Here is a 13512-nt window from a genome sequence, read left to right as displayed (position 1 = left end):
GGGGGGGCAGAGAGAATACGGACGTCGAATTTGGCTCTATAGCGCATTGGACACTTTGAATCTTCCAACTGAGCTTCTGAATTTACCCACCAGGTTATTAACCTCTCGGGCCGAACCTTGAACGTCTTCGGCTGATTCATGGTTATTGGCAGCCATGTCTGCAATGCCTTGAATGCGGCGGGCCAGTTCTTGGTTGGCAATGGTTTGCTCTTGCAGTGAACGTGAAACTTCCTCAATGATGTTGATGAGGTCCATCGACTTCTGATGCATTTCTCGAACGGACTGCTCGGCAGTATGGGTTTGTGACATGTTATCACTCACGACGGACACGCTGTCTTCGATGTGGTTGACCGTGGCTTCAATCCCAGTGCGAAGCTCCTGAATCGTGGAAGCAATTTGCTTGGTAGAATCGGAAGTGCGGACTGCGAGGTTACGTACTTCATCAGCAACAACCGCAAAGCCACGCCCTTGATCACCTGCGCGTGCAGCTTCAATCGCCGCGTTCAGGGCGAGAAGATTGGTTTGTTCCGCCACATCGTTAATCACACTGATGATGCCTTCAATCTCTTTCGAGTGCAGGTCGAGCTCAGCGACGGCAGAACTAGAGCGCTGCGACTTCTCAGACATCTGGTCCATATTGCTGATGGTTAACTGCATGGTGTTGGCACCTTTCTGGGCCTGAGCACCGTTTTCATTCGAGAGCGATTTCATCTTGTCAGCGTCATGAGAAATGGTATTGATGCTGGCTGCAAACTCTTCAACCAAGGCCGCGATGCTTCCTGTATCTTCAGATTGCTGAGTAGAAGCACCGACAATATGATTAGAAAGGGTTTCAAGCTTAGAAACTTCACTATTCAGTTGCGTTGCGCCTTGGGCAATCCCTGTCAGCGTTTCTTCGAATGCGGTCATCAGGTTATTAAATGCTCGGCCTAAGTCAGTGATTTCGTTTTTACCCTGAAGGCGTGAACGAACGGTCAGGTCAAGGTTTTTCTCGGCCGTTTGAAGTAAGTTCTGAAGTCGGCTCAAGGGCTGAGTAATACTGCGGGCAATCGTAAATGAAATACCGGCCAGAACCAGTGCTATCACACCCACCAAAAGAAGCATCTTACGCACGTCTTCATAGAAAATTGCATCGACATCATCTACATACAGGCCTGTATTCAACACCCAACCCCATGGCTTGAAAGGGAGGGAGTAAGCAATTTTCGGATAAGGTGTTTCATCTGCCCCCGCTTTTTTCCAGTGATAAGGGACGAATCCACCACCGCTTCTGGCCTTTTTGACTTGCTCCGCGATGATGTATACGCCATTGACGTCTTGAAGATCTGTGAGGTCTTTGCCAATCAGGTTACTGGCGATGGGGTGGTGCACCATGGTGGAATTCATGTCATAAATCATGAAATACCCATCGGTACCGTAACGCATGGCATCCATTGCAGTAATCGCTCGTTGTTGCGCTTCCTGAACAGAAATCTCTCCCGTCTGCGATTGTCGGTATAAACGCGTAACCAGACTCTCGGCTGTTTCAACCAGCACCTGAATCTGACTCTTTCTTTCCTCGAGCATATTGTCTCGCTTGATAATGAGCGAGATGGTGGTGACTGAAACCAAAGACAGCAGGGCAATCACAATGATCAACGACAAACGTTGCCGGATAGACAGCGCGTTCATGTTTCTCTCCCTAAGATCTAACTAATTAAAATAATGGGTCTTATAAAAAGTGAGCATAGCAACTTAACTCATATTTGCTTGCTACTAAAATCGCTGATTATGTTGCAAAAATGTCACAGAAAAACCATGGCATTCTGTCTGACTAGGTAGACAAGGGTCTAGGGGCTTTCTATTTGTAAATTCATAAGCTGAATGAATTAAATGTGACGAGTTAACATTTTCCGAAAATGTGATCCGATGCATTCAAATGTAAGGATACTGATCGTTCAGTTGTGTAGGTGTGGGCAAGAGTATGACTCGATTTTCACCAGACTGTTGCAAGTGAAGGGCTAAGTAATTTTAAACCCGGAAAAAGTGTGTGCTTATCACGTTTCGCTATATGCGAAGCTTGGGGTTTGGTTTAGACTAGCGCCTCTTTGTACCAATCGGACTGACGATTTAGTCCAATTGGTATTCTCCATCCTTACCGAGGTGATCAATCATGTCTTTACCAAATTGCCCACAATGTAACTCTGAATACACTTATGAAGACGGTGCACTGTATGTATGCCCTGAGTGTGGTCACGAGTGGTCTCAGGATGCATTAGCTGATGCAGAAGAGACGAAGGTAATTAAAGACTCTAACGGCAATATTCTTCAGGATGGCGATACAGTCACAGTGATCAAAGACCTGAAAGTGAAAGGATCGTCACTGGTTGTTAAAGTGGGTACAAAAGTGAAAAACATCCGTCTGGTAGACGGCGACCACGATATCGATTGTAAAATCGACGGCATCGGCGCAATGAAGCTGAAGTCTGAGTTCGTGAAGAAGGTTTAAGTCCTCACTGACCCTGAGAAAACCGCGCTTTTTAGCGCGGTTTTTTTGTTTCTTGGATGACTAGACCTATAGAGGAACGCCGAGATCACGATGCCAGTCAATCTCGCTGAATCACGCATCTCCAGATTATTTGGGTATGTGCCCAGTGAACGATTCTCTGTTCGGTTCGTACTGGTTTTGGGGAAAACAACAAAAAGGACGCACATCGTGGCTGAGTACGACGACGGCAAAAAGGTTCCTACCAATCGAATGAGCAGGGTTGGTATGTTTGGTTCTGTGGTCACTAAGGTGGCAACCAACATGGCAGCAGAAGGTGCCAAGCAATTGATGGCAGGCAAGCGCCCAAAAGCGAAAGACTTGCTGTTGACACCAAAGAACATTTCCAATATCACAGATCAGCTTGCCCAGCTTCGTGGTGCTGCTATGAAAGTCGGCCAGTTATTGAGCATGGATGCGGGCGATGCATTGCCAAAAGAGCTCACAGATATCCTCGCCAGACTGCGCTCTGATGCAGCGCCAATGCCTGCCAAGCAGCTCGCTGACGTGCTGGCGGGCGAGTGGGGCAGTGATTGGCAGAAACACTTCCTTTCCTTTAAGTTCAAGCCAATGGCAGCGGCATCTATTGGACAGGTGCATTTCGCCTACGACGATGATGGCTCTGAGCTGGCAGTTAAAGTGCAGTATCCTGGTGTGAAGAAAAGTATCAGTAGCGACGTGGATAACGTGGTGACGCTGCTTCGCCTGACAGGGTTAGTGCCCAAAGAAGTCGATTACAAAAGCCTACTTGAAGAAGCCAAAAAACAGCTCCATGCGGAAGCGGATTACCTACTGGAAGCCGAACATGCAAAAGTCTTCCATGAATTGCTGAACGGAGACGACAGGTTTGTTGTTCCCCGAATTAAAATTGACCTAACCACTTCGTCGATATTGACCATGAGTTACGAGCGAGGCGAACCAATCGAAGACCTGGATAATTTGCCCGAAGCGCAGAAAACAGAACTGGTGTCGAACCTTTTCACCTTGCTCTTCCGAGAGGTGTTTGATTTTCAAAGGGTACAGACTGACCCCAATTTTGCTAACTACCTGTATCAGCGTGATACAGGAAAAGTCGTCTTGTTAGATTTTGGAGCGACACGTCTTTACAACGACTCCATCAGTGAGGGGTATCAGAAGTTGTTAACCGCTGCGATGCAAAGTGATACGGCGGGCGTGGCAGATGCAATGTCACAAATCGGCTTTTTCAGTGAACATATCTTCCCTGAGCAAAAAGATGCTGTGGTGAATCTGGTTATGACGGCTTGTGAACCTCTACGCCATGAAGGCTCTTATGATTTTGGTCGCAGCGATCTTGCCAAGCGCATTCATGATGCTGGTATGGCTCTCAGCACCGAGCAAGGATATTGGCACACACCACCTGTCGATGCACTTTTCCTACACCGGAAAATCGGCGGTTTGTACTTGCTTGCAGCGCGTCTTGGCGTAAGTGTCGACTTACCTAAACTGTTTGCCCCGTTTGCTTGGGAACCAGAGTCTGAGCTTGCAAAAGCAGTGGCGAATTAAACATTCGCTGCCGAATTTCAGAAAATGTGTGTCATTGCTTTGAAATGAAAAGGCGTTAGGAGTATTGGTATCCATACAAAACCTATCGGGAATACTAAACATGCCTGCACGTCTTTATAAACACATCGAAACCATCTGGAATTTCCACCTTATGGGGCATGAGGTTAAGCCCGCAGACTGCCTGTTAGTATTGTGCAGCAATGATGTACGAGTCGCTGAACATGCTGCTGATCTTTACCGTAGAGGATTGGCGCCGTATTTATTGGTATCTGGCGGAAAAGGCAGGTTCACCGAAGATGTTTTCGAAAAATCGGAGGCTGAGACGTTTGCTGAGATTTTGCGTGATGAAGGGGTTCCTGGCAGGGCAATACTGCTGGAGAAAGAAGCGACCAATACCGGTGAAAATGTGACGCTGTCATATTCTCTGCTTAAACAGAAGGGGCTTAAGTTTAACCGTTTCATTCTCGTGCAGAAACCTTTTATGGAACGCAGAGCTTACGCAACGTTCCTGAAGCAGTGGCCAGATGAAGTTAAAAGCGTTGTTTGCACCTCTCCTCCTATCCCATTCTTGGAATATCCCAATGTTGATCTGACGTTTGATCATGTTGTTGAAGCAACGGTAAGTGATTTCGAACGAATCAGGGATTATCCGGCGCAAGGGTTCCAGATTGAGCAGCTGATACCGGATGAAGTAATGTCTGCTTATAACGAGATTAAGAAAGCGGGACTTTGGTGAGACACCAGCAGAATTTAGACGATTAAGGTGGGTTAAAATGTAATAACCTGATCAATCTCTCTACACTTTGATACCTTTAGCCGTCATCCTGAACTGATGAAATATTGCTCTAATTGCATGAAGTGATTCAGAAAAGCAGGTTCAGGATGACGGCGCACACTCCCAATAAATTTGACCCCTCCCTCCCGCATTGCCAATGGTGGTTGGCGATAACTTCGCCACAAATCAGTTATAACCGTGGCGATTATGATTACGATTTACCCATATTAAAACGTGACCTGGATGACCCCTTAGAGTGGGGTAAGAATTTTATCGACTGGTGGGGGATTGATACCCGTCGTGAGTGGCATGAAATGATTCACCGCCTGGCAATGGCAGAAGTTCATGGCGATGTATGGGCGGGTGAATTTGGGCGTCGTGCATGTATGAGTGCTAATGAATGGCAACAACGAGTTGATAGTGTTTCAAACCCCGTTGCCAAAGCAGAAATGCGTTATCTAGACGCCGCATATCGACATGTTGGGTCAGCAGGCTTCAAGGGATGGGATTTTTGTCGGGGATCTTTCCTTACTCGTGCTGGATATGGTGCGGGGAAGGTGACGCAGGAAGAGTTTGCCTTCTTGCTTAATTACTTCAGCCGACAAATTCAAAAGCACTTCTCTAACTGGGAGCAATATACCCAAAGCTTTATTTTTGGTCGTAATTACTGGGAGTATATGAACGATCAGGATGAAGACAGCGACAACGTCAGATACTTACTGAACAACGGCTTCTATATTGGATTCAGCAGTTTCTATCAATGTTTGGAAGAAGATACAGATTGCCCAATCCCTGCACTTGATTGGAACGTGGAACTGCCTGATATACCCCAGCCAGAATCGCTGAGAGCCATTTTGAGTGATGAAGAAGGGGAGGCGCAGTCATGAACATGTGGGAAGTACTCGACCTGGAGCAAACGACTGACGAGTCCGTTATCAAAAAAGCCTATCGAGTTAAGCTTCGTCAGCACCATCCGGAGGATGACCCTGAAGGCTTCAAGCGGGTTCGGGAAGCTTACGAAAACATACTCCAATGGTTGAAAAGCGGCGCTGACGAGAGCATCGAACAAGCAATAAGCGAAGAAGCCAAAGCGCCTTCTGAGGTACATCCGCATTCTGAAGCATTCAATCAATTGCTCCAAAATCCCGTTAAGCGCATGGATTTAGCGAGCTGGAAAGCTTGGACAGAAACCAGCCAGATGCTGCAAATCGATGAGCAGCAAAGGATCTCAGACGATGCAATTACCGTTGTGTTGGCAAACCGCTGGCTTCCTCCTTCTGTCATTGATGTGCTCTGGAAGGGGCTGAGTTGGAATTTGTTACTCAATGGTGAGCAACAGCAGGTTGAGCTGGGCGAGTTTCTGGATGAATGGCGTCAATTGCCATTGTCCGTCAGTTTGGAAGAACTGGCTGAATTTAGCGCACCGGCGCAACGTGCACTTCTTAGCTTTTTGCGCCCGCTTCATATTGCACTTTCCAGAGGGCAGTTAGATGCCTTGGAGTACCATCTCCAGCAATCGCTGACTTTTGTTCTACCCAATATTCTGAACGTAAAAATCAGCATACTTAAAGCGCTGGTGGCCTTGAAAACCAAGCCTTCAATGGTTGCTAATGCGTTGGTTCTTGAACTACTTCAACAACCAGCTGAGGCTTTAACACTGGCTCAATGGGAAGTGGTGGCTGATACGGCAAAGTTAAATGGCAATACGGCGGCAATAGATGAGGTCACTGAGAAGTTTATGGCTCTTAGCGCATTCGCCGAAGCGGCAGAGCTCCAATATTCGGTTGCACTCGAGCACGATAAATTATTGGCAATGAGCCTTGCCTGTATGCGTCAGCGTTGGAGCCCGCTTCCTCCGGTGTATTGGCGCAATGAACGACAACTGTACCCAGAACCAGAAAGTGATCCTGAAAGATTAATGTTTAACTGGCTATACGGCCAGTTAGTCAGTCATAACAACGGTGCAATCAGCCACAGACTCGACTTCGTCGGTGCAGAAGGGCGGACAGCGCTGATAGTGAAAGCGATTTGGGCGGCGCACTCTGGCAGTTGGGCGTGGATGTCTTCATTGAAGCATGACCTCACCAAAGAGTTCGAGATAGTTGAAACCCTCAGTGAACGCGTTGCCATCACCTTGGTGCTGAAATGCTTACAGGAATTGATGGAAACCCAAGGCGGCTCAGAAACGCTCCAACAAAAACTCACGCACTATGAAACAGACGCCTTCCTTACACAGGAAGCGTTGACGATGGAAGAGCTGAGTTCGCTGTCGAAAGAAGGTTGGCTTGAATGTATTCGTCGTCATCCGCTGTTGCCAGACAGTTGGTACCGACAGCTGGAACAAGCGGAAGTACTGGTTATGGAAGAAATCCGAGAAGGATCTATTTATCCCTTCTATGTGGATTCGCTCTGTTTTTACCGAAGTGCCAATCCTAACTATCAGATAAGTAGTGTTTGGCAAGATAGCCCTTTCGACAGCGTGTTTGATTGGACATTGTTCTTTATGTCGCACCTTGGATCAGGCGGTTTATCTAAGCAAGAAATTGTCGAAGCCTTGCCAGTGTTACCCGATAGCCATCAAGAAGGACCTCTTTCCCTCCTCCTACCATTCGCTGCTCAATCGGATGAGTATTTGCCAGAAAGTGTTCAAGCGTTCTCCCGATATCCTGATCAGTTTGTGTACCGGCTGGTGGTCGACAATCAGGTATCACTGCTGGTTAACAACGAGAAGCCAAAGGTTCTAATGAAGAAGGCGAGATCACGAGATCTTTGCGCCACCATGGCACTTTCCCGTCTTCTAGAAAAAGACCATTTCGATGAGGCTGTCGTGTTCTGGAATTTGGTCGCGGCAAATGTAGATTCAAACCCGCAGTTCCATGTGGTTGTCGATTGGCAACAACAATCGCTGATGCGCCTGAAAGAAGAAAAGGGATTGGTGAAAGACACCTATCACTATGTGAAACCCGAGTTTCTGCATGCCATGATTACCACCAATCAAGAGTGGTTTACGCCACCTGAAGAGTTTGAAGAACACTCTCCTGAGGACGAAGCGAAAGACTTCCATTACCCCATGTGCATTCTTCTCACCCAGCTGCATTTAGGGTTGGAAGGTGATGGATACAGCATGGCCTCACTCAAAGCACTGGCAGACAGGCGTAAAAAGCAAACTGAACTTCAGCAGGAAACCACGGATGTCGCGGTTGAATTCCTTGATGAAATGTATCGCCAGCAGCTGGAGAAAGACATCGTGGAGAAAGGCGAAAAGGCGGCAACTTACAGCAAAACCAAGTTGAAGTTTCTCTCCTTCGTTTTCTTTTCCGCCTGGGTATTTGTTTTCCCAATGACTGTGATGGCTGGATTTGACGTTTCTGAGGAAACGTTGGGAGGCATGGTCATTTTTCTGTTCATCACCCACAGCCTTTTAGCTTGGCAGGTTTCACGTCCTATCATCACCAAAGGCAACAGGAAGAAATATTTGTTTTACAGCGTGTTCACCTTGCTGGCAGCCATGATATTCCGCTCAATCTTCCTCGCTTTCGTCAATGTTATTACCCACTACATGACCGCCAATGGGCTAAATGATCTCTACTCCCGTGGTGGCTGGGATAGAAAAGTGGTGGCGAGAAGGGAGATCAATATGAGGAAAGTGTTGGGGTTTAAGGATTAACAGGATGAAGCATAATGAGAGCTAGCAATTATTCTTGTTGATAGTGGCTGTATGTTGTTGGAAATGCGCTCACTTTCCAAAGAAAGTGAGCCTAGCTTCTGGATGAGAAGGTTTTTTGGTGCCAAGACCGACTTTGTTACTCAAACTCACTGTAATTGTGCAGTTAAGAAGCCAGAACCAGCACAACCTTTTCCTAACTAAAACCCAGAACCTTCAACTGCTTATCAACCGACTCTCTGGCTTCACGAATCACACGTTCATCCTGACTGTCCAACGCGTCTGTGAAGGCGGCAATCAACTCTTCCACTAACTGTCGCTCCTCAGCGAGCTTTTCTTCGTAGAGGCGGTTTAGTTTCTCTGACATAGCAATGTTAGGCAGTTTGTCACGAGGATGAACTTTCAGCATTGCCAACCGCTCTCGGCTGGCAGCTTTGTCGTCTTCACTCATGCCGACAGGTGTTCGGTCGATGACTTTCTGGGTTGTCTTTTGCGTCGATAGTACCTTCACATCAACTTCCAGCAAGCCATTAATGTCATAGCTGAAGCGCACATCAATAGCCTCTTCACCGGCTTTGTTTTCTGGAACGGTCACTTCAAACTCGTTGATGAAAATATTCTCACGCACCCAGTATCGTTCGCCTTGGTAAACCGCAATTCTTACGACTGTTTGCTTGTCTGTTGTGGTGTAGTAACGTTCAACACGGGAAGTAGGGATAACGGTGTTTCGCTCGATAATAGGGCTAAATACATCTACCTGACCATTGCGGTTTGAAGCGATGCCCAGACTGAAAGGGGACACATCGGTGAGTACGATTTCTTCGACGGCTTCATCTCGCAAACGGCACGCAGCTTGAGTGGCTGCGCCCATAGCAACGACCAAATCTGGGTCGATCGAAATCTTACCAAACCGTCCAATCAAGCGGGTAGCGAGTTGTTGAACCTGACGCAGTCTCGTCGCGCCGCCTACAAAAATCAGTTCATCAATATCTTCTGGTGTAATGCGTGCGTCGCTCAGCGCTTGACGAAGTGGCTGGGAGAGTCTCAACATGGTCTCTTTCCAAATTTCATCAAGCATGAATGGCGTAAGTGAAAATGATTTGGCGAAAGGCTCGGGAAGATTGATCACAACGTCGCCTTCGCCAATTTTTTTGGCGTTTTCACAGGCGATGATGATTTTTGCCATGTTATTTAAGGCAATGTCACCATCGTCAGTTTTGACCTTATCGACAACATAATCTGCAAGCTTACGCGTAAAGTCTTCACCACCAAGTCGGTTATCTCCTGCAGAAGCGCGCACGTCAACAAACCCATCAGCATGTTCTACTACGGTGACATCGAAAGTACCTCCACCCAGATCGAAGACAAGAAAGCGGCGTTCGTGAGATTCGTGAAGGCTGTATGCAAGACAGGCAGCAGTGGGCTCGTTAATCAGGCGAACAGCAATCAGATCAGCCAGTTCTGCAGCAAGATGAACCTGCTTGCGTTGTTGGTCGCTGAAGTAGGCGGGAACTGAAATCACCACTTCGCTGATGGCATGGCCCAGAAAAGCTTCGGCATCAGCTTTAAGAGAACGCAGGATGAGGGCGCAAAGCTCAGTCGGCGTGTAACGCTGTTTACCAAGTTGATATTGCTTGTCAGAACCTAGGTAACGTTTAAAGGCAGCGGCGGTTTCCTGAGGACGAGTAACCAAACGAGAGTGAGCTGCTTCGCCAACCAACACTTGTCCGCTGTCATCGATACTGACAACCGAAGGGGTGAGGTATTGACCAAGGGCATTGGGGATCAGTTCTGCGCTTCCGTCCCGCCACACGGCGATAGCGCTGTTCGTGGTGCCTAAATCAATCCCGATCGCCAATTCGTTTGGGGCTGTCATCCTTTACATCCATGTCCATCTTTACTTAGCACAGGGTAACAGCAGAATTTTCTGGCTTAAATGATCGATATCGAGACTTTGAGGTTCAACGGCTTCTAATAATTAAATCGACCAATCATACGGTTGAGGTTTTCTGCCTGCTCATTGACACCATCCATATTGTTGTTGATGCGATTCAGAATACGCGCACATTGCTGAATATTGTCTCCGACATCCTTTACGCCATCAGAGGCCTCCCTGACGCGATCAAATTGCGCTTTGATAGAGATGTTCACTCGCTCAAAGTTGGCACAAACCTCACTGTTCGATTGGGTGATTTTCGATAAAAGCTCTCCGGATAGATTCACTTTTTCGGCTCCTAAAGCCACGCGCCCATCAGACTCTTTAATCAGCGACGAAATCTCTTTCGCAGCGTCAGCAGAGCGTTGTGCTAAGTTTCTTACTTCACCGGCAACTACGGAGAAACCCCGTCCTTGCTCTCCGGCACGAGCGGCTTCTACGCTGGCGTTAAGCGCCAGAAGATTGGTCTGGAAGGCAATACCTTCAATGGTTTCGATGATGAGCTGCATCTTGCGGCTGGAGTCCGTGATTGACTTCATCGCATCTTCAACCTCTTTCACCAGCTTTTCGCTTTCATGGGCATGTTCGAGTGCGTTTTGGGAAACGGAGACCGAGACTTTTGCATGATCCAGTGTTTCTTCAATATTGCTCTTCATCGCAGCCATACGCAGTGTTACATCTTTTAGGCCTTTGATTTGAGTATCTAGCTGGCTGTTGAGGTTAGAGACTTCGGCGTTGGTCTCTTCTGAACTCTTGGTCGCCATGGCGGCGGACCCCTGAATTTCTTGAACCATATATGCAAGGCTGATTATCGTGTCATTGATGCCTGACTTCAGTTTTTGGTAGTCGCCGGATACTTTATGGTCGAAGGTTTCAGTGAGGTCGCCTTTAGAAAGCTTCTCTAAAATGTCCTGCGTATGAGCCAGCGTTTCGTCGATGTTGGTGGCAGATTGGTTGACCGCGTTGGCAAGACTGAGCAGATCGCCAGATACGCCTTCAGTCTGGCATCGCGCCGAGAAATCACCTTCAGAAACCTGCGCCATAACAGTGACGATATTTGCGATGACCTCGTTAATGGAAGTGGAAGCGCGGTTTACCGCTACCTTCATTTCTTCGAGTTTTCCAGCAGCTTCGACAGAAGCCGTTTGCCCAAACTTGCCTTGGCTAATTGATTCCATCACGCCACAGATGTTGACGATAACGCCTTCTGTATTGGATATAGACTGATTGATCGATTCTTTTAAGGAAGCGAGTTCCCCGGCTGCTGGTGTTGTAATGCGTTTGTTGTAATCACCGACTTCGAGAGCGGACATGACCAGTTTGGCGTCCTTGATAAAGGCTGCTGTTGCACGTGCAGAACTGTTTACTTGAGTTTTAAGCACACCGAGCTGGCCTTTAGCATTGGTGGTGACCTGCGAACTGAAATCGCCTTGTTCGATTTTAGCCATCACATCACCGATCCCTTTTACCGTGACTTCAATCTCACAGGCGAACTCATTAATACTAAGTTTGAGTTTCTGCAAATCACCAGTCATTTCCGAGCTAACACGTCGAGAAAAGTCCCCTTCAGAAAGTCCTTCCATGGTATTCGAAATACTACCTACTGCGGTATCGAGTGACGCGAGCATGGTATTCAGAGCTTCTGCTGCTTGTCCTGTTTCGTCCTTGCTATGGACGTTAGCGCGGTCAGAGAATCGCCAGCTTTCACGTAAACCTAGAATAAATGCAGATAGCTCCTGGATGGGGTTCGCGATGAGTTGGCCGAAATGTTTGGCAGAAAAAAGAACCAAAGCCACGAGTACAAAGGCGACGGCCAGATAAATAAGCTCTAAACCGGTAATGGCTTCTAACGCTTCACTGACATCCTGCTCAACAATGATCACCCATTCTGTATTATCGCCAATACGGACTTTCCTAAATACGGTGAACACGTCATGTTCACGATAATTTAAACCGTGGATGGCCTCATCAGGGATTGATGTTGGGCTACTGAATGCGGTCTCGACAGCAATGGTGTTGATGGTCTTGTTCTCACGAAAAGCTGATTCGACGGTTGTGTCTTCGCTGAGGAAAGTGTCTGAGCGTAGTTTGCGGTCGGGGCCGACGATATAGGATTCGCCAGTATGCCCGAGACCATAACTCTTGCTCATGACTTTACTGATTTGAGCCAGTGGCAATTGGATCACTAATGCTGCTTTAGGTACGCCATTGACATATACAGGCGTTGCAGCGAAAGCCGCAGGTGTATCGTAAGAAGGGAGGTACTGGTCATAATCATTGAATACTGTTTCTACTTGTTCTCCATTCAAAAGTTGGGTCTTTAAATCACGATAGGCATCACCAAGGCCGGATGATGCATAAGGACCTTCGTCCAAATTGGTAGCAAAGTCGATTTCTTTGAAAACAGAATACACCACGTCACCGGTTGACAGGCTCACCAGAAAAATATCATAGAAGCCGAAGTCATCAAGGTATTGGCGGAATGTGGAGTGGATGTTCTTATGTATCTCGTCATAAGCAGAACGCCCAGCTTGACGAAGTTGATCTTTCTGGCCAACGGGATAATGGTTTTTGGCGATGTAGGCATGCTGTAGCGAGATCATTGTCGCGTTTGCACCTTCTATCAGTTGTCCAGTGTCTAGCGTAGAGTTGGTCTCGATTTGATATTTTTTTGCAAACGTTTCCTCATAAAACGTCGCCAGGTCCCGCATCTTTTCCTGGATATTTTCTTTGGGGTAATCCTTAAATGAAGAAACAAGGGGAGAAATAGCATCAACAGTCAGAGGGTTTTGGGCAATACTTTTCAATACTGACTTTGAGTTTTCAAAATAAAGCTCTAAGGCATCTGCTTTGAGTTGAGCGATGGCCTGCAAAGATTCGCTTTTCTGTTGCTCTATAGAATTAGAAGAACTGTAGAGGCCAATGAGTGCAGTGAGTACAGTAGGCACAAAACCGATCAGGCAGAGGATGACGGTCATTTTTTTTACTAACGCAAAATCCTCGAATTTTTGCATCCAATTCTCAAGCACAGCCAGCCCCTCTACATGAAGTCAGTGTTGCATTGTTAAGAGTGTAGGAAGAAAACCCGC

8 protein-coding genes are annotated in these 13512 nt (G+C 47.2%); 5 read left to right on the top strand and 3 right to left on the bottom strand.

The window, feature by feature from the left end; translation table 11 throughout:
- Positions 1–36 precede the first annotated feature (36 nt).
- Positions 37–1671 carry a methyl-accepting chemotaxis protein gene (locus K6Q96_RS22315; RefSeq protein WP_251880261.1) on the bottom strand — a complete coding sequence of 545 codons (1635 nt, stop codon included), beginning with the start codon at positions 1669–1671 and terminating at the stop codon, positions 37–39.
- 481 nt (positions 1672–2152) lie between these two features.
- On the opposite strand from K6Q96_RS22315, the gene K6Q96_RS22310 reads away from it, so the two are divergent.
- The 5 genes from K6Q96_RS22310 (at position 2153) to K6Q96_RS22290 (ending at position 8490) form a co-directional block, all read left to right on the top strand.
- Positions 2153–2488 (top strand): zinc ribbon domain-containing protein YjdM, encoded by a 336-nt coding sequence (locus K6Q96_RS22310; protein WP_289623567.1) that lies wholly within the window; start codon positions 2153–2155, stop codon positions 2486–2488.
- A 207-nt stretch (positions 2489–2695) separates the two neighbouring features.
- Positions 2696–4048: an ABC1 kinase family protein gene (locus K6Q96_RS22305; protein ID WP_251880260.1), complete on the top strand. Its 1353-nt coding sequence runs from the start codon at positions 2696–2698 to the stop codon at positions 4046–4048.
- Between the two features lie 100 nt (positions 4049–4148).
- Positions 4149–4784, top strand: coding sequence for a YdcF family protein (locus K6Q96_RS22300; protein WP_251880259.1), 636 nt, complete (start codon positions 4149–4151; stop codon positions 4782–4784).
- Between the two features lie 146 nt (positions 4785–4930).
- Entirely contained in the window at positions 4931–5710 is a 780-nt protein-coding gene (locus tag K6Q96_RS22295; protein WP_251880258.1) for a DUF1266 domain-containing protein, read from the top strand.
- Positions 5707–8490: a DnaJ domain-containing protein gene (locus K6Q96_RS22290; RefSeq protein WP_251880257.1), complete on the top strand. Its 2784-nt coding sequence runs from the start codon at positions 5707–5709 to the stop codon at positions 8488–8490. The genes K6Q96_RS22295 and K6Q96_RS22290 overlap by 4 nt, the downstream gene beginning before the upstream one ends.
- Positions 8491–8683: 193 nt before the next feature.
- Here the strand turns inward: K6Q96_RS22290 and K6Q96_RS22285 are convergent, their stop codons facing one another.
- Positions 8684–10363, bottom strand: a complete 1680-nt coding sequence (locus tag K6Q96_RS22285; RefSeq protein WP_251880256.1) for an Hsp70 family protein — start codon at positions 10361–10363, stop codon at positions 8684–8686.
- Positions 10364–10458: 95 nt separating this feature from the next.
- Complete coding sequence (locus K6Q96_RS22280) at positions 10459–13437, bottom strand: methyl-accepting chemotaxis protein (RefSeq protein WP_251880255.1); 2979 nt, start codon at positions 13435–13437, stop codon at positions 10459–10461.
- Positions 13438–13512 lie beyond the last annotated feature (75 nt).

Source organism: Grimontia kaedaensis (genome assembly GCF_023746615.1).
GTDB classification, from domain to species: domain Bacteria; phylum Pseudomonadota; class Gammaproteobacteria; order Enterobacterales; family Vibrionaceae; genus Enterovibrio; species Enterovibrio kaedaensis.
Note: the sequence above shows the minus strand (reverse complement) of the source record. Positions and strands in the feature narration are given on the sequence as shown.